The organism is Cystobacter fuscus (genome assembly GCF_044360685.1).
Lineage (GTDB): Bacteria > Myxococcota > Myxococcia > Myxococcales > Myxococcaceae > Cystobacter > Cystobacter fuscus_C.
This window is the reverse complement of the sequence record NZ_CP043491.1, coordinates 5,072,629-5,098,672: the sequence shown is the minus strand read 5'-3', so window position 1 is coordinate 5,098,672 and position 26,044 is coordinate 5,072,629. Positions and strand designations below refer to the sequence as shown.

22 protein-coding genes and 1 pseudogene are annotated in these 26,044 nt (G+C 65.7%); 14 read left to right on the top strand and 9 right to left on the bottom strand.

Annotation, left to right across the window (positions count from 1 at the left end):
• Positions 1–30 precede the first annotated feature (30 nt).
• The 6 genes from F0U63_RS20980 (at position 31) to F0U63_RS20955 (ending at position 7,109) form a co-directional block, all read left to right on the top strand.
• Positions 31–729: a TetR/AcrR family transcriptional regulator gene (locus tag F0U63_RS20980; RefSeq protein ID WP_395847685.1), complete on the top strand. Its 699-nt coding sequence runs from the start codon at positions 31–33 to the stop codon at positions 727–729.
• A gap of 92 nt (positions 730–821) precedes the next feature.
• Entirely contained in the window at positions 822–1,322 is a 501-nt protein-coding gene (locus F0U63_RS20975) for a MarR family winged helix-turn-helix transcriptional regulator (protein WP_395847684.1), read from the top strand.
• Complete coding sequence (locus tag F0U63_RS20970; protein WP_395847683.1) at positions 1,319–3,052, top strand: FAD-dependent monooxygenase; 1,734 nt, start codon at positions 1,319–1,321, stop codon at positions 3,050–3,052. The genes F0U63_RS20975 and F0U63_RS20970 overlap by 4 nt, the downstream gene beginning before the upstream one ends.
• A gap of 226 nt (positions 3,053–3,278) precedes the next feature.
• Complete coding sequence (locus F0U63_RS20965) at positions 3,279–3,935, top strand: hypothetical protein (RefSeq protein ID WP_395847682.1); 657 nt, start codon at positions 3,279–3,281, stop codon at positions 3,933–3,935.
• 275 nt (positions 3,936–4,210) lie between these two features.
• Complete coding sequence (locus F0U63_RS20960; RefSeq protein ID WP_395847681.1) at positions 4,211–6,184, top strand: hypothetical protein; 1,974 nt, start codon at positions 4,211–4,213, stop codon at positions 6,182–6,184.
• A 103-nt stretch (positions 6,185–6,287) separates the two neighbouring features.
• Entirely contained in the window at positions 6,288–7,109 is an 822-nt protein-coding gene (locus tag F0U63_RS20955) for a methyltransferase domain-containing protein (RefSeq protein ID WP_395847680.1), read from the top strand.
• Positions 7,110–7,255: 146 nt separating this feature from the next.
• On the opposite strand, the gene F0U63_RS20950 is transcribed toward F0U63_RS20955, so the two are convergent.
• Complete coding sequence (locus F0U63_RS20950) at positions 7,256–8,377, bottom strand: aldo/keto reductase (RefSeq protein WP_395847679.1); 1,122 nt, start codon at positions 8,375–8,377, stop codon at positions 7,256–7,258.
• 91 nt (positions 8,378–8,468) lie between these two features.
• On the opposite strand from F0U63_RS20950, the gene F0U63_RS20945 reads away from it, so the two are divergent.
• A complete protein-coding gene (locus tag F0U63_RS20945) occupies positions 8,469–9,374 on the top strand; it encodes a LysR family transcriptional regulator (protein ID WP_395847678.1) in 906 nt (301 codons plus the stop codon).
• Positions 9,375–9,393: 19 nt separating this feature from the next.
• Here F0U63_RS20945 and F0U63_RS20940 read toward each other — a convergent pair whose 3' ends face one another.
• Complete coding sequence (locus tag F0U63_RS20940; RefSeq protein WP_395847677.1) at positions 9,394–10,281, bottom strand: LysR family transcriptional regulator; 888 nt, start codon at positions 10,279–10,281, stop codon at positions 9,394–9,396.
• Positions 10,282–10,359: 78 nt separating this feature from the next.
• Between F0U63_RS20940 and F0U63_RS20935 the strand changes: the two genes are divergently transcribed.
• The gene (locus F0U63_RS20935) at positions 10,360–11,151 is read left to right on the top strand and encodes an SDR family NAD(P)-dependent oxidoreductase (protein ID WP_395847676.1); all 792 of its coding nucleotides are present in this window, start codon (positions 10,360–10,362) and stop codon (positions 11,149–11,151) included.
• A 137-nt stretch (positions 11,152–11,288) separates the two neighbouring features.
• Here F0U63_RS20935 and F0U63_RS20930 read toward each other — a convergent pair whose 3' ends face one another.
• From F0U63_RS20930 to F0U63_RS20915, 4 genes are all read right to left on the bottom strand, one after another.
• Entirely contained in the window at positions 11,289–12,170 is an 882-nt protein-coding gene (locus tag F0U63_RS20930) for an SDR family oxidoreductase (protein WP_395847675.1), read from the bottom strand.
• Entirely contained in the window at positions 12,167–12,736 is a 570-nt protein-coding gene (locus F0U63_RS20925) for a TetR/AcrR family transcriptional regulator (protein WP_395848397.1), read from the bottom strand. Before F0U63_RS20925 ends, F0U63_RS20930 begins: the two co-directional genes overlap by 4 nt.
• Positions 12,737–12,813: 77 nt before the next feature.
• Complete coding sequence (locus tag F0U63_RS20920) at positions 12,814–13,071, bottom strand: prolyl oligopeptidase family serine peptidase (RefSeq protein ID WP_395848396.1); 258 nt, start codon at positions 13,069–13,071, stop codon at positions 12,814–12,816.
• A 172-nt stretch (positions 13,072–13,243) separates the two neighbouring features.
• A complete protein-coding gene (locus tag F0U63_RS20915; protein WP_395847674.1) occupies positions 13,244–14,185 on the bottom strand; it encodes a LysR family transcriptional regulator in 942 nt (313 codons plus the stop codon).
• Between the two features lie 64 nt (positions 14,186–14,249).
• Between F0U63_RS20915 and F0U63_RS20910 the strand changes: the two genes are divergently transcribed.
• The 3 genes from F0U63_RS20910 (at position 14,250) to F0U63_RS20900 (ending at position 17,241) form a co-directional block, all read left to right on the top strand.
• Positions 14,250–15,311: an aldo/keto reductase gene (locus tag F0U63_RS20910; RefSeq protein ID WP_395847673.1), complete on the top strand. Its 1,062-nt coding sequence runs from the start codon at positions 14,250–14,252 to the stop codon at positions 15,309–15,311.
• The gene (locus F0U63_RS20905) at positions 15,311–16,318 is read left to right on the top strand and encodes an NAD(P)-dependent alcohol dehydrogenase (protein WP_395847672.1); all 1,008 of its coding nucleotides are present in this window, start codon (positions 15,311–15,313) and stop codon (positions 16,316–16,318) included. The genes F0U63_RS20910 and F0U63_RS20905 overlap by 1 nt, the downstream gene beginning before the upstream one ends.
• A gap of 203 nt (positions 16,319–16,521) precedes the next feature.
• Positions 16,522–17,241, top strand: coding sequence for a glutathione S-transferase family protein (locus tag F0U63_RS20900; RefSeq protein WP_395847671.1), 720 nt, complete (start codon positions 16,522–16,524; stop codon positions 17,239–17,241).
• Positions 17,242–17,467: 226 nt separating this feature from the next.
• Here the strand turns inward: F0U63_RS20900 and F0U63_RS20895 are convergent, their stop codons facing one another.
• A complete protein-coding gene (locus tag F0U63_RS20895) occupies positions 17,468–18,994 on the bottom strand; it encodes a hypothetical protein (protein WP_395847670.1) in 1,527 nt (508 codons plus the stop codon).
• A 713-nt stretch (positions 18,995–19,707) separates the two neighbouring features.
• On the opposite strand from F0U63_RS20895, the gene F0U63_RS20890 reads away from it, so the two are divergent.
• From F0U63_RS20890 to F0U63_RS20880, 3 genes and pseudogenes are all read left to right on the top strand, one after another.
• A complete protein-coding gene (locus F0U63_RS20890) occupies positions 19,708–19,842 on the top strand; it encodes a hypothetical protein (protein WP_395847669.1) in 135 nt (44 codons plus the stop codon).
• Between the two features lie 206 nt (positions 19,843–20,048).
• On the top strand, positions 20,049–21,821 hold the full coding sequence (locus tag F0U63_RS20885) for a M57 family metalloprotease (protein WP_395847668.1): 1,773 nt from the start codon (positions 20,049–20,051) through the stop codon (positions 21,819–21,821).
• A 211-nt stretch (positions 21,822–22,032) separates the two neighbouring features.
• Positions 22,033–22,098, top strand: a pseudogene (locus F0U63_RS20880) (hypothetical protein); the annotation flags it as partial.
• A gap of 237 nt (positions 22,099–22,335) precedes the next feature.
• Here the strand turns inward: F0U63_RS20880 and F0U63_RS20875 are convergent.
• On the bottom strand, positions 22,336–24,318 hold the full coding sequence (locus F0U63_RS20875; protein WP_395848561.1) for a hypothetical protein: 1,983 nt from the start codon (positions 24,316–24,318) through the stop codon (positions 22,336–22,338).
• Positions 24,319–24,333: 15 nt separating this feature from the next.
• Positions 24,334–25,965: a VPA1262 family N-terminal domain-containing protein gene (locus F0U63_RS20870; RefSeq protein ID WP_395847667.1), complete on the bottom strand. Its 1,632-nt coding sequence runs from the start codon at positions 25,963–25,965 to the stop codon at positions 24,334–24,336.
• Positions 25,966–26,044: the final 79 nt, after the last annotated feature.

Genomic DNA, 26,044 nt, shown 5'->3' with positions numbered 1-26,044 from the left:
GTTCGAGGGGCCGTGTGCAGGAAGGTGACGATGCGCGCAACTCTCGGAAGTTCCAGGCAGAAGGGCGCCCGAAAGCAACCCTCGCAGGCCCGCAGCAAGGCGCTGGTCGACGCACTGATTCAAACGGCAGCTCGCATTTTGCTCCGCGAAGGCTGGCAGGCGCTGACCACCAACCGGATCGCGCGCGCCGCGGGGGTGAGCGTGGGCAGCCTGTATCAGTACTTCCCGAACAAGGAGGCGCTGCTGCTCGCGCTGGTCGAGCGGATCGCCGACGAGATGACGGCGCACTTGATCGAGCTGGGCACGTCGCTTCAAGACGCGTCGGTCGACGAGGGGATCGCGACGCTCGTGCGTGTCGCGCTCGACGTCTCACGGCGCGACGCGCCGCTCTACCGGGCCGTGCTCGTCGAGCTGCCTCGCCAGAGCACACTTGAGCTCTTCGATCGCGTCAACCGCCGACTCGCCGACGCGCTGGCCGAATGGCTGGCGGCGCGACGCGACGAGCTCGACGTCGTCGACCCGTCACTGACGGCGCACATCCTGGTGACCTCGCTCGACGCGCTCACCGATCACACGCTGCTCTTCCGCCCGGAGCTGCTCGACAGCCCGCGCTTCGAACGTGAGCTCCGCGCGCTGGTGAGCGGCTATCTCGGAGTACGTCGCCCATCGCCCGTCCAGCAGCGCCCGCCCCGCGAACGCTCCCGGCGTCGCCGCACACGCACGACCTGACACTGGCAGCGGTGAAGCCCGGCTTCTCGCTCGTGCGCGCGCATCCTTACACATCTTGACAACATGCTGTCATGTGGACAGCATGTTGTCGTATGCGCGATCGACATAATCCTTCGACCACTCGCGAGCTGGTCATAGCGGTATTCGAGACGAACGGCCGTCTCGTGGAGACAGGCAACGAGCTTGTCCGCCACATTGGGCTGACGACGGCGTTGTGGCAGGTGCTGGGAGCGCTGGGCTACTCGCCGGTGCCGCTCGCAGTGGCGCACATCGCCCGCAACATGGGCCTTACCCGCCAGGCGGTGCAGCGCGTCGTCGACCTGCTCGTCGAGCGTGGGTTTGTCTGCCTTCAGCCCAACCCTCATCATCAGCGCGCCAAGCTGGTCGTGCTGACACCAGCGGGCCGCGCCGCACTGGATGCGGCCGAGGCGGCGGAGGCCCCGATCAACCGGGCGATATTCGACCGGCTCGGTGCCGAGCGGATCGCGGTCGCGATCGCGGTGCTGCGTGAGATGAACGAGGTGCTCGCACAGACCTCCGACACGCCAACGGTCGATGCTGTCATGAAGAAACCACGAAAGGACAAGTCATGAGCGTTTCATCCAGGCACGACGACTTCGACGCGGATGTCATCATCATCGGGGGCGGCCCGATCGGCTTGACCACGGCATGCGCACTCGCCCACCACGGTGTCGACTTCCGCATCTTCGAACAGCGGCGGGAGTCCAAACCCTACTCGCGTGCCAACAACGTCTGGGCGCGGCCGCAGGAGCTGCTCGCGAGCATCGGCATCCGCGATGCGCTGGCCGAGAAGTCCTATCGGATCACGCAAGTGAACACGCTGCTGAACGGACGCACGGTGGACCCCATCGACATCGCCGATGTCGCGAGCCCGTACCCGCAGGTCCTCTACAGCGGGCAGAACGTGATCGAGACGGTCCTGGCCGAGCAGGTCGAGGCCAAGGGCGGCACGGTCGAGCGCGGGCGCAAGGTGATCGGGCTCGAGCAGGACGCGGATGGCGTTACGGTAACGCTCGCGACGGTGAGCGAGAAGGATGAAGACAAGACCGAAGGGCGGACCGAGCGGTTGCGCTGCCGCTACCTGATCGGTGCAGATGGCTGCGACAGCTTCGTGCGCAAGGCGCTGGGGCTGGATTTCAAATCGGAGAGGATGCCGAACTGCATGAACCGTCAGGTCGACGCCAGGCTGAGCTGGAGGCGTTCGACCGCGTATGACCATCTCTGGTTCTTCTATTACCCGCGGGGCTTCTGCGGCGTGCTGCCGGTGTGGGGCGGGTATCACCGATTGTTCTTCCTGTCGGATGACACGGGTATCCCCGATCGCGATCCGACCCTGGAGGAAATGCAGGCGATCGCGCGGGAAGTCACCGAGGACGAGACCCTGACGCTGACCGATCCCATCTGGTTGACCCATAGCCGGTTCCAGCATGGCGCGGCGGCGCACTACGCCAAGGATCGCATTTTCCTCGTCGGCGACGCCGGACATCGGACGCTGCCAGCCGGTGGGCAGGGCATGAACGCGGGCATGCACGATGCAATCGGCGTGGCCTGGCGGCTCGCGATGGTGCTGGAAGGAAAGGCGAAGCCGGTCTTGCTCGACTCCTACGACGTGGAGCGTGGCGGCGAGCACCGCCGCCTCGACAAACAGCAGGCGCGAGGGTTCCGGAGCAGTGTGTATCGCGGTCCGATCAAGGATGCGGCCCTGAGTGTCGCCGCCAGGTTCCTGCCCAACATCGGCTCGCTGCTCCAGGGCACCGCTGACCTCCAGCAATTGACGGTGGGGTACCCGACAAGCCCGCTCAACGAGGACCAGCTGGGCGGCCTGCGCGAACTGCTGCACCGCCCCGCCCCGCGTCCCGGCGAGCGGGCGCCAGACGCCGACGTGATCGCGGCCGACGGGTCCTCGACAACGCTGTTCGCGCACCTGTACAACCCTGATGGGTGGAGCTGGGGCTGGTCGCTGCTCGCTTTCGACGGGCGACGAGCGGACGCGATGTCCCAGCTCCGGAGTGCGCTCGCCGAGGTTCAAGGCTGGAAATGGGTGCGGCCCAGGCTGGTGCTCAGCGCGGCGATCCCGGAGGCCGATGACGCCACCGTGCTGTCCGACCTGGATGGTGTTGCCCACGCCGCCTACGGCCTTGGAAGCACACCCGCCCTGATCCTGGTGCGGCCCGATGGCCACATCGCCTTTCGCGGCCCCGCCGACGAGCCGGAGCTTCTGCGCGCATATTGCAACAAGGTGTTCGGCCCGGCTCCTGCAATCCTGAACCATGCTCAGGCAGACGTTGAAGTCCGCGCATGATCCGGGGCGCCGTCCCCGCCGGGTCAGTCCGCCGCTTCAACGTCCAGACCCGTCCAGTGCGCGGCAAACGCCCAAAGGTCGGCGAGCTCGTCGAGCGCCATGAAGGGTGTCATGAAGGGTGTCAAACGACTCGTAGGAGGAAAAGTGTCGGAACGAGTCCTTTGACACCTTTCCCGGGCCGACCGGCGTTGACCTGGCGGTGGCGCTTCTCCGTAGAGTCCAGGCCATGGCTGACGACACCTTGAAGGTCCTTCGACGCGCCACCGTCCATGAAGCGGGCGTCCTGCTGGAGCCCTTCGTCGAGCGAATGAAGGCGGCTCGTCCCGTCGATGCGGATCCCTCCGTCCTGCGGCATGGCTTCCGGGGAGTGGAGGGCTGGAGTGGCGCATGGATCTGCGCTGGAGGGAGGTTCCGCCAGCTCTCGCTGCCCCCACCGCTCGAGCCCGCGGCCACGCTCTTCATCGACGGCGACGTGGAAGTGGACACCTGGCTCGAGCACCAGGGTCTGACCTTCATTCGTGGGAACCTCACCGTACGCACCCTCCTCACCAGTGGGTTCCTCTGCGTGGCGGGCGATGTTCGCACCGAGCGTTTCGTGGGAGTCGATGAGCCGGAGGGCACGTGGTGCCTGGGTCACGCCGCCGTGGGGGAGCTGGTGTGTCTTTGGAATCACTGTGTCAGCGGGACTTCACCCTGGAAGGCCCAGGGGGAGGGGCACGAGCCGATGCGGATCGCCGAACTCCTCGCCACCTGGGGGGTGACCGTCGATTCGAGGCTGGGAACTCCCGACTGGGACGATCTGGTCGATTCCGACATCGCCCCCGTTTCGCTCCCTAATCTGCGTGTCGCGCTCAGGGACTGGGCCGCGCGTCCTGGCTCTTGAGCCGTGGGCAACCCCGTCACGCCTGATACCCGCGGCCCCCCTCAGTTCAGACAGTGATTGACAGCGCTGTTTATTTTCGCGAGGCTTTTTACTGTCACCCTGTTAATCCCTCACGGAGGCACATGCAACGCCCTGGTCTTCATCTTCTGGCCCTCTCGCTCACTCTTGGAATCGCCGAAGCAGCCCCGGCTCAGACCCAAGCCCTGGCCAAGAGCGTCACCACGGATAACCTGACTGTGTATTCAGGATCGCGGGCCACCTCTCCAGAGCAGGCCTTGCGCGACAACGCAGAGCGCTTCGGCCTGCCCGCCAGCCTCAAGAATCTGGTCCTCGTCCAGGTGAAGGAATCCCTGCTCGGCAAGCACTACCACTACCAGCAGATGTTGCTGGATCTGCCCGTTGATGGCGCGGAGATCGTTGTCTCGATCGGCAAGGACGGCCAGCTGCTGCAAATCTACAACACGAGCCGGCATGTCAGCGAGGACATGGAGGAGGCGGCGGTCAACCAACTGCAGCTGAAGGAGCAGCTCTCCAGCGAGTCCGCCCTCGATCGCGCCTGGAGCAACATGAGGGTCCAGAATCCCCTCGTCGACCTGCCCAAGAGCGAGCAGGTCTGGGTCCCCGTCAAGGACGGCTTCCAGCTCTCGTACAAGGTGTCCATCGCGGCACAGATGCCTACCGGCGGCTTCGTGCAATACATCAACGCCCAGGATGGCAGCCTGATCGACTCCTACTCCACGTCCATGCCGCGCAACGGCAAGTTCGAAGAGCGCACCCTCGCCGCTCGCCAGCGGACACTCGGCTCGCCTCTGGATCGCAAGGCCGAGACGGCCGCCATCGAGCGGCAGAAGCGCCTGGCCCAGCCGGTGACTTCGCTCGTGCCCTCCGGCATTGACGGCTCCGGCTTCGTGTTCGATCCGGATCCGCGCACCACGCTGAACAACGACAGCCTGACGGACTCCTCGGCCGCTTCCGCCTTCGATAGCGCCTATTTCAACAAGCCGCTGCGCGACATCACGCTCAGTGGCGGCGTGTACTCACTCTCCGGCCCGTACGTCAACATCAAGAACATCGAAGCGCCGAACACCGCGCCTTCCACCACCACCACCGGCGCCTGGACCGCCAAGCGTGGCAGTGATGCGTTCGACGACACCAACGTCTACTTCCAGCTCGATCAGAACCAGCGCTACATCCAGTCGCTCGGGTTCACCAACATCATCAACCGTCCGTTCGATGTAGACACCAACGGTGTCGACGGTGACGACAACTCGCACTACAGCTACGGCAGCGGCACGGACTACCTGGCCTTCGGTCATGGCTGCGTCAACGACAGCGAAGACGCCGACGTGATCCTCCACGAGTACGGCCATGGCATCCAGCGCAACATCAACACGAGCTGGTCCGGTGGCGACACCGGCGCCATGGGCGAGGGCTTTGGCGACTACTGGGCGGCTTCGTATTCCTACAGCACGCCGAATGGCCCCACGTATCACCCCGAGTGGGTGTTCAGCTGGGACGGTCACAGCAACTGCTGGAGCGGCCGGGCGCTGAACCGCACCGATGCCAGGTACAACAGACTCAGGACCTATGGCGCGCACCAGTCGATCACCGAGGGCGGCGTCACCTTCGTGTCCGACGAGCTGTGGTCCGCGCCCTTGTTCCAGGCGCTGACCAGCCTGATGGCCAACGGCAAGTCCCGCGCGGATGTCGACAAGCTCATCCTCCAGGCGCACTTCGGCCTGGGCTCGGGCGTGAAGATGCCGGCGATGGCAACGGCCATCGTCAACGCCGCGCACAACCTGTTCCCGAATGATGCGACCTACGAGAACACCTTCAAGGCGAAGTTCGAGGCGCAAAACATCATCAGCTCGATCCCCACGGGCCCGACCATCAACGAGACCGAATCCAACAACACCCAGGCCACGGCCAACGAGATCTCCACCACCAACACCACCGTCAATGCCGCGATCGCTTCGAGCAGCGATGTCGACTTCTTCAAGGTCACCCTGCCGGCGGGCAAGACCCTGACCGCGCAGATGACGCCCAACTCGACCTCTGACTACGATCTGGAACTGTACAACAGCGCGGGCACCAAGCTGACCTCGAGCACCGCGGGGACCGGCGCGGTGGACTCGGTGACCCGGAGCAACGGCGGCACGATGTCGGCCGACTTCTATGTCAAGGTGATCTACTACAGCGGCGGCACCGGCTCGACCAACGGGAAGTACTCGCTGGTGGCTATCTGGTAGTTGGCTGTCCGTTGCAGCTCGAGTTGAGAAGAGGCCCACCTGGAACCAGGTGGGCCTTTTTACTGGCCAGGCTGAAGCTTCACGATTGAAGCAAGGAGGAGTCATGGGCACGGATGTATATTTGCTTGGCCACGATGCCACGGAGGACCAACGTCTGGTTCGCCAGGCGCAAGATCTGGCGAACGAGTCGAGCTGGCTCTTCGACCAGATCGACCTCCCCGTGGGAGCCCGCGCGATCGACCTGGGCTGTGGTCCGCGCGGCGTGCTCGAGCAACTCTCCGCGCGCGTGGGTGCCTCCGGCACGGTGGTGGGCCTCGAGCGCGGTGCGGACACGATCGCTCGCGCACGCGCGTTCGTGGCCGAACGTGGCCTGCACAACGTCGAGTTGATTCAAGGAGACGCGCGAGCGACGGGGCAGCCGCCCGGCTCATTCGATCTCGTCCACGCGCGTCTCGTGCTCGTCAACGTCCCGCGACCCGAGGAAATCGTCCGGGAGATGGTGGCGCTGGCGCGGCCGGGTGGCGTGGTCGCCAGCCATGAAGCGGACTACTTGCCGCATCGCTGTGATCCGCCCTGCGCGGCGTGGGATCGCCTCTTCGAGTTCTTCGAGGCACACTCGCGCGATCACGGCGTCGACTTGTTCGTGGGCCGCCGTTCCCACCGCCTGCTTCGCGAGGCCGGACTGACGGATATCCAGGTCCGGCCCATCATCCACGTCTATCCGAAGGGCCATTCACGCCGCGAGATCTTCGTCGACTTCATCCAGAACGTCCGCGCGGAGCTGCTCGAAGCCGGAAGGATCGAGGCCAGGGAGTTGGACGGCCTGATGACCGAGCTCAAGGCACATCTGGCGCGCGAGGACGTGCTCGTGATTTCACACCTGTTCTTCCAGGTGTGGGGACGAAAGCCTGGCCACGCCGGGTGATGGGCCCGAAGTCGGCTTTCCAGGTAGACCCGCGCACCGCTGTGTCAGGTGGCGGGCGCTCCTGATGATGGCGGCCGTCGTCTTCGCGCTGGGTGAGGCGCACCTCTTCGGCAAGATCGTGATCGCGCTCTAAGCAAAACCGGGACCTACCGGCGGCCCGGGCTCGTCCGAAACCATGTGGGCTCGGACCGGACCGTCGTGCCTCCCGTGAACATGCCGCCGGTGAAGAAGGCCTCCTCGAAGAAGTGGTACGGGTGGACGAGCTCGGGGCGGCTGGCGGCATCCAGGCGCTCGGCGAGCGGGGCCGGAATCTCCACGTCGAGGGCGCGAAGGTTGCTCTCGAGCTGCTCCAGCCGCGTCGCGCCGATGATGGTGGACGCCACACCGGGCCGGCGCGTCACCCACGCCAGCGCCACCTGGGCCGGAGGCCGATCCAACTGGCGGGCCACATCCTTGAGCGTGTCGACGATGCCCCAGTTGCGCTCGGTGAAGAGCTTGAGGAACCCCGGGTTGCCGGAGGTGGAGATGGAGGGGAGCCGGCCGTCCCCCTTCACCCCTACGCCCTCGCGCGTGTACTTGCCCGACAGCAGCCCCGACGCCAGGGGGCTCCAGGGAGTGATGGCCGCTCCGAGCGCCAGGGCCGCTGGGATGTGCTCACGCTCGATGTTGCGCTCGACGAGCGAGTACTCCAGTTGCAGCGCCGCGATGCGCTCCAGGCCCTCGCGCTCCGCGAGCGTCTGCGCGCGAGCGAAGTACCAGGCCGGCACGTCGGACAGGCCGATGTAGCGCACCTTGCCCTCGCGCACGAGGCCGGTGAGCGTGTGCATCACCTCCTCCACGGGCGTGAGGCCGTCCCACGCATGCAGCCAGTAGAGGTCCACGTAGTCCGTCTTCAGCCGCCGCAGCGAGCCCTCCAGCGCGCGGTAGATGTTCTTGCGGCCATTGCCGCCCGCGTTGGGATCCCCCGGCGAGGTGTTGATGGTGAACTTCGTCGCGATGACCACGCCGTCCCGCCCGCCGTGTTGCGCGAAGTACTCGCCGATGAGCTGCTCGCTGGTGCCGCCCGTGTAGCCGTCCGCCGTGTCCAGGAAGTTACCGCCCGCCTCCAGGTAGCGCGCCAGGATGCGGTAGGCGGTTTCCTTCGGGCTGCCCCAGCCCCACTCGGTGCCGAAGGTCATGGTGCCCAGGCACAGCGGGCTCACGCGCAGGCCGCTGCGGCCCAGCAGGTGGTACTGCGCCAGCGAGTCGATTCGAGGTGTCGTCGTCATGTGTCTCCCCTGTGGATGGCTTCAAACTGCCTTCCAGGGACCCCGAAATGAAGAGGCGGAATCCGCACACACTCTTTAGAATTTCTTAGAAATGGCCCTCACGCCCCTCAATGCCCTGGCCGTGTTCGTCACCGTCGCCCGGCGTCGCAGCTTCACCCAGGCCGCGAAGGAACTCGGGGTGTCCTCCTCCGCGGTGAGTCAGGCCGTCCGCCAGTTGGAGGAGAAGCTGGGACACGCGCTGCTCGCCCGCACCACGCGCAGCGTGTCACTCACCGAGGCCGGGCGCCGGCTCCTGGAAGACGCCGCGCCGGGTCTCCAATCAGCGCTGGCGGCGCTCGAGCACCTGTCCGCCGATACCACGCAGCTCACGGGCTCGCTTCGCCTGTCGGTGCCCGCGTTCTCGCTGCCGCTCGTGGTCGAGCCCATGTTGGCGAAATTCCTCGAAGTCCATCCACACGTCCACGTCGACGTGTCCGTGCAGGACCGGTTCGTCAACATCGTCGAGGAAGGCTTCGACGCGGGCATCCGTCTATCGGAGGCGGTGGAGCGTGACATGGTCCAGGTGCGCCTCACGCCCGCCTTCCGGTTCCTCGTCGTGGGAGCCCCTTCGTACCTCGAGCGGCATGGGACTCCGCGGCGGCCGAAGGACCTGGCCAACCACTCCTGCCTGGGCTACCGCTCACCCTCGACGGGGCTGCCATATCACTGGGAATTCGAGCAGGGGCGGCGGGAACTCAGCGTGCCGGTGAAGGGGCCGCTCGCCTCGGACCACGCGCCGCTGCTGCTGAGCATGGCCGCCGCGGGCCTGGGCCTCGCCTACGTGGCCGAGCACCAGGCCGCTCCCTGGCTGCACACCGGTGCGCTGCGGCCCGTGCTGGAAGATTGGGCGCCCGTCGTGCCGGGCCTCTTCCTGTACTTCCCCAACCGGACGCGAGCCTCCCGCCCACTGCGCGCGTTCATCGACATGGCACGAGACATCCTCCCACGCCGCTCGTAGCTCGCGTCCCCCGGGCATTTCAACGGCGGGTCATGAAGTCGATGAAGGAGCGCACCGCTCCAGTGAGCTGGCGGCGGCTGGGATAGGTGAGGTAGAAGCCGTCGAACCGCGGCGACCACGAGTCCAGCACCCGCACCAGCTTGCCCTTCACGAGGAGCGGCTCGACCGAGTCGTCGATGGTGTACGCGAGACCTGCTCCGTCTTGCGCGGCGCGCAACTGGACGGCGAGGTTGTCGACCACCAACGTGCCGTCGACGGGCAGGCTCACGCTCTTGCCGCGCCGCTCGAATTCCCAACGGGTGGCGATGCCATCGGGGCGCCGGGTGCCGATGCAGCGGTGGTGCTTGAGATCGAACGGGGTCCGCGGCGTGCCGCGCGTCCGGAGGTACTTCGGTGATGCGACGACGTAGACCTGCCGGCGGCCGCCGAGCCTGAGCGCGACCATGTCCTTCTCGAGGCGCTCTCCGAGCCGCACGCCGAGGTCGTAACCGCCGCCAGCGAGGTCGACCGTCGAGGAGTTCACGCTCAGCTCGACCTTCACTTCGGGATGGCGGTCGAAGAACTCGCCGAGCACCGGTGCAATCAACGACACCGCCGCCGAGTGTGCGGAGTTGATCTTCACCGTGCCGACCGGCCGGTCGCGGAAGTCCTCGACGACGAGCACTGCCGCATCGAGCTCGCGCAGCGCCGGCCTCAGTCGCTGGAGCAGCTGGAGGCCGGCTTCGGTCGGACTCACGCTCCGCGTGGTGCGGTTGAGGAGCCGGACGCCCAAGCGCGTCTCGAGTCGGCGAACGGTGACGCTGAGGACCGGGGCCGTGGTGCGGAGTTCCCGCGCGGCGCGCGCGAAACTCCGGTGCGTCGCGACGGCCTCGAAGGCCGAAAGGTCAGCGAATTCGGGTCCGCGCATTCGTTCGTTCTCACGAAAGACAGTCCTTCGTGACGAGCATCTTCCGGAGCCGACGTGCCGGACGCAAATTCAGCGCTCATGAACATGGAACTTCAGGGCAAACGGGCATTGGTGACGGGCTCCACTTCGGGGCTCGGCGAAGCCATCGCGAAGCAACTGGCGGCGGAGGGGGTGACGGTCATCGTGCACGGCCGCGACGAGACACGGGCCAGACAGGTGGTCGAGGCCATCGGCGCCGCGGGTGGACGCGCGGAGATGGCCCTCGGAGACCTTTCCACTGACGCGGGGGCCGATGCGGTACGCGCGGCGGTGGAGGGGGAGATCGACATCCTGGTGAACAACGCCGGCGGCTACGCACATGTGGGATGGCTGAAGGCGACGCCGGAGCAGTGGGCCGACGTGTGGCAGCAGAACGTGATCTCCGGCGTGAGGATGATTCGGCACTTCGTCCCCGGAATGCGGGCGCGGGGTTGGGGCCGGGTGATCACCATCGGGGGTGGACTCGCAATACAGCCGGCGCCGACGCAGCCGCACTACAACGCGACGCTCGCGGCCCGGCACAACCTCGCGGTCTCGCTCTCGCGTGAGCTCGCGGGAAGTGGCGTGACGTCGAACGCGGTCGCTCCCGGGGCGATTCGGGTGCCAGCGATCGAGGGCTTCATGCGGCACGTGGCCGAAGCGCACGGTTGGGGCACGCAGTGGGACGAGATCGAGCGCGCCGCCGTTCGTGAATTCATTCCCAACGACGTGGGTCGTCTGGGCCGGCCGGAAGAAGTGGCGAATGCGGTGGTGTTCCTGGCGAGCCCTCGCGCGGCCTATGTGACCGGTGCGGTGTTGCGCGTCGACGGCGGGACCATTCGCAGCGTGTGACCTGATGCGCCCACGGTGTAGTGGCACCGGGGGCACTTCCCATAGTGGGTGAACCAGGAGATGTCCGAGGGCGATGCCGCGGACCGCGCCGGTGACGAGCGCGGACCTGGCGGCGAGCGGTCACGGAGTCGTGGTGCTCAGTGGGCACTCCGGCTCTGCTTGGGGAAGTACGGACGCAGCGTGGCGGCAACGACGCAATCGAGCATCCGGTCGGGCAGGATGCGCGCCATGAAGGTCACCAGTGCGGCATCGCGGCCGACGGTGTAGCGCGTGCGCGGCTTGCGCGCCGTCACGGCCCTGGCAATCACCTGGGCCGCGGTCTCGGCGGGGACGCCCCACTCCGTCGCCGACGCGGTCTGCGCGGCGATGGCTTGCACCAGCCCGCCGTAGCGCTGGCCTTGCTCGGGCGTCAGGGTCGACGCCAGCTGCTGGGCGGTAGTGGCCGCCCGGCCGAGCATTTCCGTGCGCACGGCGCCCGGTTCAACCACGACCACCTGGACGCCGGACGGGGCGATTTCACGCCGCAAGGCATCACTCACCGCTTCGAGCGCGAACTTCGTGCCCGCGTAGGGGCCATAGGTGGCCATGGCGACCCGTCCGCCCACCGAGCTGATGTTGATCACGCGCCCCTTGCCGCGGACCAGCGCCGGCAGGAGGGCCTGGGTCACGGCGACGTGACCGAAGAGGTTGACCTCGAACAGGCGCCGCCACTCGTCGATCGGGAAGACCTCGACCGGGACGTTGACCGGGACGCCGGCGTTGTTCACCAGCGCCCGCACCGCCCGGCCTTGCGGATCCCCTTGCACCCGGGCCGCGAGCGCCCGGATGTGCTCCGGGTGGGTGATGTCGAGGATCAGCGGCTCGATGCCCGGCCCCCGGAGGGCGTCGGCGTCCCGGTCGCGCCGGACCCCCGCGAGGACATGAAACCCCCGACGGGCCAGTTCGCGTGCCGTGGCCGCGCCGATGCCGCTGGACGCACCGGTGACGATGACGATTTCTGGGATGGGTGATGGGATCATGATTGCGTGCCTTTCTTCGAGGAGTGAGTCTTCGAGGAGGGAGGAGCGAAGCGCGCCGCGAGGAGCTGCGTCCGCTGCTCCAGCACCTCCCTCGACGGCCGGTCCGAGAGCAACCCGTCGAGCGCGAGGAGGAAGACCTCGGCGCTCGCCTCCTCTCCCAGGATGGCGGCCACGCACTCGAGCATGACCTTGCGATAGAGCGCTTCGCTCTCGGGATCGATTTGCTCGCAGGCCTCGAGGAACGCGCTCCCCATCGGCGCCCCGACCATCTCGGCCCAGGGCTCGATCGACATCAGACGGCAGACGCCGAGCAAGCGCTCATAGGCGCTGCCCGGACCGTTCGCCACCTCCTTCGCGGCGGGGTGCCGGGAGATCAGCCAGTCCACGAAGACGGCCTGGTAGATGGCCTCCTTGTCCTTGAAGATCCGGTAGAGCAGCGTCCGCGAGAGGCCGGCGCGTTTGGCGATGTCCTCGAAGGACGTCTTCGCGAAGCCGAAGTTGAGGAAGCACCAGCGCGCGGCGGTCAGGACCTTCGCGCGGCGGGCGGCGGCCTCGTCGTCTGTCATCGTCACGGGCATGAAGACAAATTGACAACAAGTGCATTTTTTGTCAACAAGCACCGCATGCCGAGGGCGCCCAGGAGTCAGTCCGCCGCTTCAACGTCCAGACCCGTCCAGTGCGCGGCAAACGCCCAAAGGTCGGCGAGCTCGTCGAGCGCCTTGCCGATCGGCTTTCCGGCGCCGTGTCCGGCCCGCGTGTCGACCCGGAGAATACGCGGTCGATCGCCGAGGTCGGCGGCCTGTAGCGCCGCGACATATTTGAAGCTGTGGGCAGGCACGACGCGGTCGTCCGTATCGGCCGTCGTTACCAGGATTGCCGGATAGGAGGTCCCCGAGCGGATCGTGTTCTTGGGCGCATCGTGGGGTGGAAGGGATTGGCCGTCTGGTCCACAGCTACGCCGTCGTGAATCTCCCGCGAAGGGAACGATGTTCGCTTCAAGGGATGCCGAATAAGGCAGGCGCGAAACCGCGGCCGTTTCTGGTCACCCAAGCAGTGGAGTACAGGGAACGGATTCAATCCCCCGACCGGGCCCGCTTCCGTGTCCGGGACGGCCGCTCCGGGGCCGACGCCAGGCGCAGGGCCTCGATCAGCGCGGCCAGGGCGGGCGGGAGCTGACGACGGCTCGGGTAGTAGAGATGGCAGCCGGGCCATACCGGGCACCACGCCTCCAGGACGCGGATCAAATCACCCCGGGCGAGGTGCTCGGCGGCCACATCCTCGAGGACATACGCGAGCCCCTGGCCCATCAGGGCGGCCGTCAGGATCATGTCGTCGTCATTGAAGACGAGCGCTCCATCGGGCTTCCATTGAAGGGAGTGACCGTCCCGCTCGAAGGTCCAGGGGTACAAGCCGCCCAGGGTCGTCATCCGGTAGGAGATGCAGCGATGTCCGGCGAGTTCCTTGGGGGTGGTGGGCCGGGGATGCCGGGCGAAGTAGGCCGCGGAGCCCACGACCGCGATCCGCACGTCCGGGCTTACCCGGATGGCGATCATGTCCTTCTCCAGAGCACCGCCGAACCGGATGCCCGCGTCGTACCGGCTGGCGACGATGTCGGTCAGGCCATCATCGAGCGTCAGCTCGAAGCGGATGTCCGGATGGGCCTCCAGGAATCGGGGCAGGATGGGCCAGAGCACGCGGGTCGCGGCATAGCGGAACGTGGTGAGGCGCACGGTGCCCGCGGGCTTGTCCCGCATCGCGCCCAGCGCCGTCAGCTCCGACTGGATGGACTCGAACGCCGGCCGCAGCGTCAGGAGCAGACGCTCTCCCGCCTCGGTGGTCGACACACTGCGAGTCGTTCGTGTCAGCAACCGCAAGCCCAGACGGCCCTCCAGGGCCCGCATCGCATGACTCAAGGCCGAGGGGGACATGCCCAGCGTCGCCGCCGCGCGCGTGAAGCTCTTCTCCTCGGCGACGGCCACGAACGCCGCCAGGTCGTTCATCTCGTTGCGCTTCATTGCTGCATGCACCTCACAGCCTCATGCCGACCTGGCTATCTACTCGACGGCCCTGGCACGCGCCATGTTGCGCGGCATGAACCCCACCGCCTTCCGGCCTCTCGGCCATTCTGGATTGATCGTCGGCCCGCTCTGCCTGGGCACCATGACCTTTGGCACCCCGAGATGGGGCTCGTCCGACGACAGCTCCCGCGCCATCTTCGACGACTACGTGGAGGCGGGGGGCAACTTCATCGACACCGCCGACGTCTACGCGGGAGGACGCAGCGAGGAGCTGGTCGGCGCGTACATCGCCGAGCGCTCCCTGCGCGACCGGCTCGTGCTCGCCACCAAGTTCACCTTCAACTCCAGCACCGGCAATCCCAACGCCGGAGGCAACGGGCGCAAGAACATCCAGCGCGCGTTGGAAGGCTCGCTCCGCCGGCTGCGCGTCGACTCCGTGGACCTGTACTGGCTGCACGCGTGGGACACCGTCACGCCGGTGGAGGAGGTGCTCCAGTCGCTCGGCGATCTCGTGCGCGCCGGGAAGCTCCGCTACTTCGGCTTCTCCAACGTGCCCGCCTGGTACGCCGCGAAGGCCGCCACACTGGCGCGGGCGCACGCCCTGCCGGGGCCCATCGCCCTCCAGTTGGAGTATTCGCTCACCGAGCGCTCCATCGAGCGGGAGCATGTGCCCGCCGCGCGTGAATGCGGTCTGGGCATCACCCCGTGGAGTCCCCTGGCCGCGGGCTTCCTCGCGGGCAAATACCAGCGCGAGTCCCAGGGCGCCTCGGGCGAGGGGCGGCTCACCGGGCCCAATCCCTTCGGGAACTCGAAGTTCACCGAGCACAACTGGCGGGTGCTCGACGTGCTGCGCGGCGTGGCCGGCGAGGTCGGACGCCCCATGGCCCAGGTCGCGCTCGCCTGGGCGTTGGCGAAGCCGGGTGTGTCCTCGCTCATCCTCGGCGCGAGCCGGCGCGAGCAATTGCAGGACAACCTCGCCGCATTGAGTCTGCGCCTGTCCGAGGAGCACCTGCGCGCCCTGGATGAGGTGAGCGCGCTCGCACCCGTCTACCCCTACCCCCTCTTCGAGGCCGCCGTGAACCGGAGCATCTTCGGCGGGATGACCGTCCAGGGGGGCATCTGATGCGTCGCTGGACATTGAAGGCGGGCGCCACGACGGTGGAGGGGATGGTGCTCGAGGACGTGCCGATGCCGGTCCCCGGTCCGGGTGAGGTCCGCATCCGCGTCCGCGCGGTGTCCCTCAACTACCGGGACCGGCTCGTGCTCCAGGGCTTCCCGGGGATGCGGCTGCTGGAGCGGGACCTCGTCCCCGTATCGGATGGAGCCGGTGAGGTCGACGCGGTGGGCCCCGGGGTAGAGACGTGGCGCGTGGGCGACCGGGTAACACCGTACTTCTTCAAGAACTGGCACGATGCGCAGCCCACCGAGGTCGACTACGGCCTGGGCGGACACGACACGGACGGGATGCTGGCCGAGTGTGTCGTCCTGCCCGCCAGTCGGCTCGCGCGGGCTCCCGAGAGCCTGGACTTCGCCGAGACGTCCACCCTGCCCTGCGCCGCGGTGACCGCCTGGAACGCCCTCCACGGCGGCAGGCCCCTCGGGCCGGACAGCCAGGTGCTGGTGCTGGGAAGTGGCGGCGTGTCCCTCTTCGCCCTGCTCCTGGCACGCGCGGCGGGTGCCCGGGTCTTCGCGACCTCCAGTCAGGACGACAAGCTGCGCCGGATGATCTCCCTGGGAGCCCACGAGGGCGTCAACTACCGGGACACCCCGGACTGGGGACGGGCCATCTTCGAGCGCACCGGCGGAGTCGACAAGGTGATCGACGTGAATGGAACGTCCTCCCTGCCTCAATCCCTGACGGCCATCCGTCCGGGGGGAGAAGTGGCGCTCGTGGGGTTGATGTCCCTGGAAGACGCTCCGTCCGTCGCGACGCAGGTGCTGTTCAAGGGCGCCACCCTGCGAGGCATCGCCGTGGGCAGCACGAAGATGTACGACGAGCTGTCGCGGGTGATCGACCAGCACCGGCTCCGGCCGCCCATCGCCCGCACGTTCCGGTTCGAGGACGCCCGGGACGCGTACCGGGCACAAGCTTCGCTCGAGCTCTTCGGCAAGCTCGTGATCGCGCTCTAAGCGGCGCGGGCGGCGAACCCCCGCCCGGCCTCGCGGGGAATGAGCCATGAGGACGTGCTCGCGCGGATGCGCGGCATGCGCACCGAGGATGCCGAGCGTGGCGCTGGAGGCAGCAACCAGGAAGGAACTGATGAGGGAGAGGACACCCGAGTGGACTCTCGCCGAGCTGCGCGGGAGGACGTTCGGCAACCAGGAAGGAACTGATGAGGGAGAGGACACCCGAGTGGACTCTCGCCGAGCTGCGCGGGAGGACGTTCGATTTGGACGGGCTTCGCCTGCGTCAGGTGGGGAGGCAGGCGGCGGGTGCTGGCGGACGTGAAGTTCGCTGGGCGCTCGAGGAAGTGGGCCAACCCTATCAGGTTCGCCTTGTTTCGTTTCGTGCGATGAAGGAACCCGCGCATCTGGCGCTTCATCCGTTCGGCCAGATTCCGACCTATGAGGAAGGCGATCTCGCCCTGTTCGAGACAGGGGCGATCGTGTTCCACATCGCCCAGCGCCATGCGGGTCTGCTGCCGAAGGATGCCAACGCGCGGGCGCGCGCGATCACATGGATGCTTGCCGCGCTCAACACGGTGGAGCCGCCGGTCCTTGAACTCGAAACCGCCAGTCTGCTGGAGGGCGACAAGCCCTGGCATGTGGAGCGCCTGCCTCTGGTCGAGGAGCGTGTCCGAAACCGGTTGAAACAACTTTCCGATCGTCCGGGCGACGCCGATTGGCTCGATGGTGCGTTCAGCGCGGGCGACCTGATGATGGTGTCGGTGCTGCTCAGGCTGAAATCATCGGGCATTCTGGACGAATACCCGAACCTGGCCGCTTATGTCGCCCGCGGCGAGGCGCGGCCCGCCTACAAGCGAGCCTTCGACGCTCAACTGGCGGTCTACACCACCGGCAAGCCATCGACCGGCAAGCCATCGACCGGCTGATTGCGGTCTGTCCTGGAAAGGAGTTCGGTCCGGAGGACGAGTCCACGTCTCGAACCGCCCGCATGTCGATGATCGAAGGCATTCTCAAGAGTGTGTGGCTCAGGCCCATGCGGACATCGACGCGGCCTACCAGCAGCAGAACAGCCTCAGCGGCCAGCTCCTCCCCGAGCGACACCGCCCCTGCAACCAGAAGCGGTGTCCATTGCCAAATCACCTGGCCGTTCTATCACTGGTACTCGTAGCTGTAGTCGAGCGACGAGAACACCTTGTAGACGACGATCTCGGAGTCCGAGTGCAGGGTTGGCGAGTTGACCTGCAACACCAGCTCGAGACCGACGGCCTGGGGCCAATCACCGTATCGAGACTCCCAGCAGAGCTGGTTGTTGTTGCAGTAGTCCGCCCGGTAATAATAGGAGCCGCCCAGATCGGCCGGAGCCACGAAGCTCGAGGGGCCCGAGGAATAGGTGAACGCGGCCTTGATGGACTTGAGCGTCACGCCCGCGTTCGGATTGAACACGTACTGGAGATTGCCCAACGCAAAGCCATAGTCCTGCTCGCAGTAGCGCAGCATGCCGTAATCATCGATGCACTCGTCCCGGTAGACCAGGGCGCGCAGCAGGGGCTTCTGGGTCAGGTTGAAGAGGCCCCAGGTGATGGGGTTCAGCGGGCGGTAGAAGTCAGGCGCGGTGGGGCCCTGGACGAGCGCCAGGTCCGTGGCGAAGATCTGCCGGGTGGTGGAGATGGTGCCGCTCATCTGCAGGGAGCCCTGGAAGTTGAGCGGCTCGCGGGGAGCGGGCTTGGACTTGCCGCCGATGAAGGACGACACGAAGCCAATGAGGCCTCCAATGTAGGGGGCCACCGTGGCGATCGACGAGCCGAGCACGCTCTGCACGGTCTGCTTCCACCACGGGTTGCCTGGCGTCTTGGTCACCACGTCCTGAAGCGACTTCTTGACGCTGCCGACGTTGTTGTAGAACTTCTGCCCCTTGTTGAAGGCATCCATCAGGTTGGCGCCACCGTTGCCGGAGGCCGAGGGATTGGCGTCGGTGACCACCTCGCTCAGCGTGAACTGGGTGGAGTTGAGCTGGATCTGCCCTTCGTCGATTCCCCAGATCTCCAACCGGAACTTGGAATCAGGGTGGAGGTTGGGGTCGTAGCCGAACACCGTGAAGTCCGCATAGGCCCAGCCGCGGAACTGCGCGATGCGGCCCATGAAGGAGTCACGCTTGGCCTTGTCGTAATCGCCGGTGGTGGCCTTCTGCGAGTCGGAGAACGTGAGCAGCGCGCCCGTGGCCGAGGTGCTGCGGAAGGCCAGGTCCACCCGGTAGAACGAGTAGGCCACGTTGGGCGCGTTGTAGAACATGACCCTCAGCGTGCCTCGGTACTTGTTGTACAGGGCGAAGAAGGGCATGGCGGGCGCATCGGTCGGCGTACCGAAGTCCCGGTACGCCAGCACCCACCCGTCCTGCTTGTACATGTCCTTCTGGTCGGTGCTGAGCGGATGGCCCGCCGTGTAGAAGGGCAGTTGCACGTTGTCCAGCCGGAGCGGCGTGGACCCATTCACCGAGTAGTACATGGTGTGCCCAGGCCCGCTCCCCGTCCAATCCCAGTTGGGATCGAGGTTCGGGTCTCCAGGCGGCATGTAGCGCGAGGCGTGGGTCTGATCCTTTGCTGGAGCCGCGAAGGCGCTCGCTACCAACAGGGTAGACAGGAGCGCCAGCGCACGGCTCGTGTTCCGCGACAGCGGGCTCATCGAACTTCCTCCATGAGAAAATGGCAGGACCTCCCTACTTCGTCTTCTCATCCGTTGAAAACCAAAAAATGAGTAACAACTGGAAATCCGAGGAAGAAGGAGGACATCCCGCCCCGGGTGCGAACCAAGGATCGCCCCCAAGCAGGAGGGGAGGAGAGGAGCGTGACGCGCCCCCAGGTAGCAGCACAGGAGGCGAGCGTGGCGCCGGAGGCAGGGGCGAGCAAGGACAGGAGGCCGCCAGTAGACCAGGCAGGGCTGCTGCGCAGGGCATTCGCGGTGGACGGGCTTCGCCTGCGTCAGGTGGGGAGGCAGGCGGCGAGTGCTGGCGGACGTGAAGCAGGCGGGAGGGGTGAGCGCGATTGGGGAGCACCTGGGATGGCCCCCGGCAGGTGCGCGCCGGACCCTGGCACGAGCGCCCCCCCAGGGCGCCTGGTGTTGAGACTTGAGCCGCCCCAGCCCAGAATCCCATGGGCACGGTGGGCGCGACCCACGCGCGCGTGAACGATCTGTCGCTGCGGGTCACACCCGGCGACCGGCACGTGGAAGGTGGAGGTGCTGGGCGACGAGATCGTCCAGGACGCCCACCTGGAGACGGCGGAGGTGGATGCGGACTATGGCCTGGTGGTGAGCGGCCGGCTCATCCAGACGCGGCCAGGAGAAGAGTGAGCCGATTCGTAGGCCCCCATCTCACCCATGACCTCTTGAGCTAGAGTGTGCGCGGCGGCGAATGGCTTGCCGCCGCGCAGTTGTATCTCGCGATCAGCGGCCTGACGAAATTCGCCAACGAGGCGGTGGCGCCGTCCGTCACCTTCCAGGTGCGCGAACAGACATACTCCCTCGCGGGCTGACCGGGCTCAAGCATCCGCGGTAGCCGGTGCCCGGCAGCCGGTCCTTGGCATCGAAGTTCGGACTAGTCGCTTATGGCAAAAGCCATTCCGTTGCGCTAGCAACGCGTTGCCGGGAGGTCGCCACGAGGCAGCGATCCCGGAGATGCGTTCACCAAGGGGTTTCCATGTTTCCAAGAAGCGTCGTACTTGCGGCGGGATGTATTGCGTTGACGTTCGGGTGCTCCGGACAACCCGATGAGACGCAGGAGATCGTCGGCAATCTGGTCAAGGCCGGGTTCCCTGCCAATGACATCATGATCGTCGACGGGAAGGTCTACGTCGGGCGGGACGCCGAGGTATCCCTGGGCGCGTCGCGTGAGATGCTCGGAACCGGCGACACCACCCAGGAGCAATACCGCACCAATAACCTCATCAGCACGTCGTTGTCGAAGATCTGCATCAACGGCTCGACGTTCACCGGCGCGTTCAGCACGGCGCTCGATCTGGCCATCCAGAACTACGACGAGCTGCCACTCACCTTCGCCATGGCGCGCACGCCAAGCACCGGCTGCAGCTTCACCATCAACGCGGTGCTCCAGCCGGGCATGGTGGGAGGATCCGCCGGTTTCCCGTCGGGCGGGCTGCCGTACTCGACGATCAACATCGGTGCCGGACTCGCCTCGTACAGCGTCGACGTCATCGAGCACGTCATCACGCACGAGATCGGCCACACCATCGGGTTCCGCCACACGGACTACTACAACCGCAGCATCAGCTGCGGCTCCGGCGGTAACGAGGGCGACGCTGGCGTCGGCGCCATCCACATCCCGGGCACGCCGACCACGGCGAACGTCGGCGGCTCGATCATGAACTCCTGCTTCCGTTCTGCCGAGACAGGCGAGTTCGCCTCCAGCGACATCACCGCGCTGAAGGCGTTGTACCTCGCGCAGAACAGCGCCTGGCAGTCGGCACCCCAGTTCACTCCGCCCTTCCATCTCTCCTCGGACACCGTGGGCGACCTGGGTGGCCGCTTCGTCGACCTCAACGGCGATGGCCGGGCCGACCTCGCCTACTACCGCTGGATCGACGGGTCCAACCAGCAGATGGGGGCCTACCTCAACACCGGCAGCGGCTGGCAGTCGGCGCCCCAGTTCACACCTCCTTTCCACATCACCTCGGACACCGTGGGCGACCTGGGCGCCCGCTTCGCCGACCTCAATGGCGATGGCCGGGCTGACCTCGCCTACTACCGCTGGATTGACGGGTCCAACCAGCAGATGGGGGCCTACCTCAACACCGGCAGCGGCTGGCAGTCGGCGCCTCAGTTCACTCCGCCCTTCCACATCACCGCGGACTCCGTGGGCTGGCTGGGAGCCGCGTTCGCCGACCTTAATGGCGACGGCCGCGACGACTTCGCCTTCTACCGCTGGATTGACGGCTCCAACCAGCAGACGGGGGCCTACCTCAACACCGGCAGCGGCTGGCAGTCGGCGCCTCAGTTCACTCCGCCCTTCCATCTCTCCTCGGACACCGTGGGCGACCTGGGTGGCCGCTTCGTCGACCTCAACGGCGATGGCCGGGCCGATTTCGCCTTCTACCGCTGGATTGACGGCTCCAACCAGCAAGCGGGGGCCTACCTCAACACCGGCAGCGGCTGGCAGTGGGCTCCCCAGTTCACACCGCCCTTCCACATCACTGCGGACAGCGGCGTGGGCGACCTGGGTGCCCGCTTCGCCGACCTCAACGGCGATGGCCGGGCCGACCTCGCCTACTACCGCTGGATCGACGGGGCCAACCAGCAGACGGGGGCCTACCTCAACACCGGCAATGGCTGGGAGTGGGCGCCACAGTTCACCCCGCCCTTCCACATCACCGCGGACTCCGTGGGCTGGCTGGGAGCCGTGTTCGCCGACCTCGATGGCGACGGCCGCGACGACTTCGCCTTCCACCGCTGGATCGACGGGGCCAACCAGCAGACGGGGGCCTATCTCTTGAAGTAGCGGCGTAGCACTCCATCAGGAGAGCGGAGGGACCTCGGGTGCCTCCGCACTCGGCCGGTGCGCCTTGCTGGAGGGCTTCTCCCTGCACGCCAACACGCATCTGCATGCCAACGACAGGCAGGGCCTGGAGCGGCTGTGCCGCTACGGGGCGCGCGGCGCGTTGACACTAGAGCGTTTGTCATGAGCAGAGGATGGCCACATCACCTGGCGGATGAAGCGCCCGCTGCCCGACGGCACCACGCACCTGCTCTTCACCGGGCTGGAGCTTTTACGGCGTGTGGCGTCCCTGGTGCCTCCGCCTCGGGTAAACCTCACGAGGTTTCATGGCGTCTTCGCGCCAGGCGCGATTCGGCCGGCACCCGTCCGCGGCCCCTCTGCTCCAGCCCTCCCCCTCCACACGGCCTCTCTCCTGCCTATACGCCGCCTCAGCTCGCCGAGCAGGCCCGCACGTGCATCGTGGCCTTCGGCCTGCCCCTCCCCGAGCCATCCGCCTACCAGTGAGGACGCGAGAACCCTAACCGCTGCCAGAGGAACGCCGCACATCCGGGGTGAGTTCAATCGCATCCCGCTCGTACCGCGCAGCCTGCTCCGGGGTCACCGCCCTTTTGAGTTTGAGTACAGGAAACATGCGTTCGAAGCGGCTCCAAATGACTTCCTGGAGTTCTGTGGGCAGGCGATTGGGTCCACCAAACCGGGCCATGTTGTCTCTCAAATTCTTGGCGACAAGCAGGAGCCACTCCAGATGATCCAACCGGCGCAGTGCTGCGAGCGCCATCCCGGTAGCGGTCGGCCCCTCCATGACCCACAGTCGAGCCCACACATGAGCAAGCGCACGCTGCACGTTGTCGTCGGTGGTCCCAGGCAGAGGAGTGCGAAGCCAGGAATGAAGTTTGTCCCAGACGAGCCGAAAGAGCGCCTGCCCTGACTGGCCCCTCTGTTTGCAGTACGTACTTGCCATGGCGCCGACGATCAGCAGGTGCAGCACGTTCTGGATTGTTCGGAGAAACTGACTGTAATCCGCCTTCCATCCCTCCGCTGGACGCCTTACTGACACGAACCGTGCCGCGAAGTTTGTCTCGGGGGCTAGCTGTCTCGCCAGCATCGAACCAAGCGCAAGCGCAAGTTGTTGCTCATCCGCTTCAAGAGGCCCATTCAGGAAATAGTCTTCCGTCTCCAGTTGCTGTCCATAGGCGTTCCATATCCGTTCCGCCTGTTCGACCCGCTCCAGTTCAGAAAAAGAACTCAAGTCCTCCACGACGCATGCTGCCGAGAGAAGCGCGGGCTTGATGGTCTGTGTACCGAGAATGGCGCTGACAATTTCGCTCAGCGACCGCCCTGATGTCGCGAAGCCTTGTACGAGGGCTGCACGGATGATGGGCGTCGTTTCACTTTCGGGTTCTCGGTAAGGTTCCTGGTGGGTACGGACGAACAGGTGTCGGAGTGCCAACGCCCCGACCTTGAGGCCCGTGTCCTTCGCTCCTCGCCGAAGAAGACATCCTGCGAGTGCCTGGGCGCGCTCGGGGAGTTCTCGCTCACGCCAGTCCTTCTCGGCCGCACGCGCTCGCTCAATGGACTCGGGAGATTCCGAGTCCACGAGAAACCGTCCAGAGGCGGCTTCTACCAGATTGCGATGGATATGGTTCCACAGCTTGAATGTGTGTTGAACTAGGAGCACCAGTACTTCTTCGTGAACTGGCTCGCCGTCCACTGCCTCCTCGATTGAGAGTTCCACCATTTCATGTGCCACATCCGGGGATTGAAGCGTCCAATAGAGGGATGCCACGCGAAGAAGCGTGTGAGGCAGCGCACGCATAAACTGAAGCCAGTGGCGTCCCCCCAACCTGTCTAATAAGTGCACCTGCCTCCTGAGCGGATCCTGGAAGAAGCAATCTGTAGCCCGTTTGACCTGAGTCAACCAGTCCCAGCGGTCCGTGGATGCCCGTTCTCGCTCGGAAAACTCACCGAGGTAGCGCTCCCCCACGCCGGGCTCACTCAGGGGCCCATGCGTAGAAAGAAGCTCCAGAGGGCTCGTGTGGGCGGGAAGGATCTGTAGTTCCTGCTCGTGCGCACGAAGCAGGTCCAGAGTGAGTTGGTCGAGAAATATAATTCCTCCATCGACGCGATCGAGTTCCTGGGAGAGCCGTAGCCACTCCGCGAGGCCAAGCCCCGGATCGGCTGCCAGGGCCACGCACAGTCTCTCGACGAGAACACGGACTTCCTTCTCTGTGCTCCCATGAAACTCCCCACTCAACAGCATGGACGTGAGCGTCTTCCAGGGAGTGGCCAGTGCAGGAGAAAGCCCTGAAGGAACTGGGGGTGCGACCAGCATCGTTTCACCTGCGGCGAGCCGGCGGACGAGTCTCACCAGGGGCGCGACGAGCGTGCTCCACTCCGAGTCCGGATGGAGGGCGCGAACATCGGCGTCTGCCTGAGCGACCTCTGCCAGACGACGCAGTTCCCAAGGTTGCTGGAACTCGAGGCGAGGATCTTTCTTCATGGCATCCTCCTCCACTCAAATACCGGACTCATCGTTCTCCTCTGGGTCGGCAGGGGTCACCCGGAGTTCCTCGATGGGGAAGGTGCGCTTTGGGTCGCCCCACAAAGATTGCAGGGCGGTGATGATTCGTAACGGATCCGGAATCTTGAAAAGAGTCGTGGCTCGCGAACCAAACTCATTGAGAGAGCTGCCAAGCAAATACACTTCGTCGTCCACCACCAGGAAGCGGTCGTGAACAGGACTCTTCTGGCTACCTCGCATGACCCTGCACTGGAGCGTGAGTGACGGATCCAGCGCATCGATTTCGCGCAGGCGCTTCACGAGCAGGTCTCCTTCGGTCTCCTCCGTATCCCTCTGGAGCTTCTGCTTGAGGAAGAACCTCGCGCCAAGGAGCTGGATGGGAAGGCGCTTGACCCGCACGAACGGAGTGAACCTCGCCACGTCATCCGCAGCGAGATACGGATCGCAGATAATGCACCGGTGCCGTGCCTTACTCAACAACTGTCGAACAATCGCTACCGCGCGCTGCTTGGAGCCCTCGCCCCCCTCAAAATAGACAAAGGTGCGGCTCTGCTCGAGATTCTCTAACTCACGCTTCTCCTGTGCCTCACGCAGGAGTTGCTCGACTGTGCGCTCCTTCTCTTGAGACTGCCGCCGATCGGCTGTCACCGTCTCGATTTTGTGATGCTCGACCGTGCCATCTCGCAACTGGAACCTGAAATCGCGAACGTGTCCCCCCAGTTCCATTTCGATATTGACGGACGTCAGAAAGGTCCCGGTGGACTCGTGGATGCAGTCACCGAAGGGGTCGAACAGCCGTGTTCGCTGGGTTCTGGGTCGGCTGGGCATAGGAAGGATGAGTGAGGAGGCCGTCACCTGACACCGCAGGTTGAAGCCATCTCCCGACGGGTGAATCTCCGTCACTTCGAACCAACACCCCTGAACCGAGCACCCGTCACGCTCCATGAACTCCACGACCAGATGACGCTCATCCGATGCGAGCCACTCCTCTATACCGCGCAGCAGCGGATTGGAGGCGCACAGCAGGATGGCCCCTTGATATTCGGAGTAGCTAAGGAGATCCACGCCCAGCGTCTCTTGGGCGAAGTGTCCCAGCACTTCCAATTCCCGATGCTGGAGAAACTGTTGGAGATGCCTCCCTGGATCAAGGCGAGAATAGAGGCGGGAGGTTCCATGACGCATGGGAAGCATGGCGCCTGGTGGCGTGGAACCACCACTGTTCGTGACGAGGCGGGGAATTTCGGAGGGGGGGATTTCCTCCAGTGGTCCCAATGACTCCAAGCACACCTGCTGGCTGGAGCCTAGCAATGGCCAAGTCCCCGAGCGTCCCCGGTAGAAGTCCACCGCTGCAAGTGGATCATCGAGCAGAATCCGGGTGACATAGGCCGTGCGGCGTGGACCCAGGACTTCCCTCTTCATCGGAATCAGCTTGCCCTTCTTGTCTTCGTCCTGGAGCAACACCGAAGGTTCCTGCTCACGGGGGCATAGCTCGACCACCGCGAACGCGAGGATGTGTCGCTTGCTTTCTAAATCGTGAACCCAAAGGGCGGAAATCTCCGCACGCTCGTAATCCCTGGCAACCTCGGAAAGCGCACGCTGGCCAGATGGCTGCGATGGCATGACCATGAGAAACTTGTAAGCATCTGATCTCACGAAGACAATTCACGCAGATAAGCAGCCCGCTCAGCGAGGGGGCAAGGAGCCT

Coding starts and splice junctions, on each gene's coding strand:
- F0U63_RS20980 (WP_395847685.1), top strand. CDS start 31: ATGCGCGCAACTCTCGGAAGTTCCAGGCAGAAGGGCGCCCGAAAGCAA.
- F0U63_RS20975 (WP_395847684.1), top strand. CDS start 822: ATGCGCGATCGACATAATCCTTCGACCACTCGCGAGCTGGTCATAGCG.
- F0U63_RS20970 (WP_395847683.1), top strand. CDS start 1,319: ATGAGCGTTTCATCCAGGCACGACGACTTCGACGCGGATGTCATCATC.
- F0U63_RS20965 (WP_395847682.1), top strand. CDS start 3,279: ATGGCTGACGACACCTTGAAGGTCCTTCGACGCGCCACCGTCCATGAA.
- F0U63_RS20955 (WP_395847680.1), top strand. CDS start 6,288: ATGGGCACGGATGTATATTTGCTTGGCCACGATGCCACGGAGGACCAA.
- F0U63_RS20950 (WP_395847679.1), bottom strand. CDS start 8,377: ATGACGACGACACCTCGAATCGACTCGCTGGCGCAGTACCACCTGCTG.
- F0U63_RS20945 (WP_395847678.1), top strand. CDS start 8,469: ATGGCCCTCACGCCCCTCAATGCCCTGGCCGTGTTCGTCACCGTCGCC.
- F0U63_RS20940 (WP_395847677.1), bottom strand. CDS start 10,281: ATGCGCGGACCCGAATTCGCTGACCTTTCGGCCTTCGAGGCCGTCGCG.
- F0U63_RS20935 (WP_395847676.1), top strand. CDS start 10,360: ATGAACATGGAACTTCAGGGCAAACGGGCATTGGTGACGGGCTCCACT.
- F0U63_RS20930 (WP_395847675.1), bottom strand. CDS start 12,170: ATGATCCCATCACCCATCCCAGAAATCGTCATCGTCACCGGTGCGTCC.
- F0U63_RS20925 (WP_395848397.1), bottom strand. CDS start 12,736: ATGACAGACGACGAGGCCGCCGCCCGCCGCGCGAAGGTCCTGACCGCC.
- F0U63_RS20915 (WP_395847674.1), bottom strand. CDS start 14,185: ATGAAGCGCAACGAGATGAACGACCTGGCGGCGTTCGTGGCCGTCGCC.
- F0U63_RS20910 (WP_395847673.1), top strand. CDS start 14,250: ATGTTGCGCGGCATGAACCCCACCGCCTTCCGGCCTCTCGGCCATTCT.
- F0U63_RS20905 (WP_395847672.1), top strand. CDS start 15,311: ATGCGTCGCTGGACATTGAAGGCGGGCGCCACGACGGTGGAGGGGATG.
- F0U63_RS20900 (WP_395847671.1), top strand. CDS start 16,522: ATGAGGGAGAGGACACCCGAGTGGACTCTCGCCGAGCTGCGCGGGAGG.
- F0U63_RS20895 (WP_395847670.1), bottom strand. CDS start 18,994: ATGAGCCCGCTGTCGCGGAACACGAGCCGTGCGCTGGCGCTCCTGTCT.
- F0U63_RS20875 (WP_395848561.1), bottom strand. CDS start 24,318: ATGAAGAAAGATCCTCGCCTCGAGTTCCAGCAACCTTGGGAACTGCGT.
- F0U63_RS20870 (WP_395847667.1), bottom strand. CDS start 25,965: ATGGTCATGCCATCGCAGCCATCTGGCCAGCGTGCGCTTTCCGAGGTT.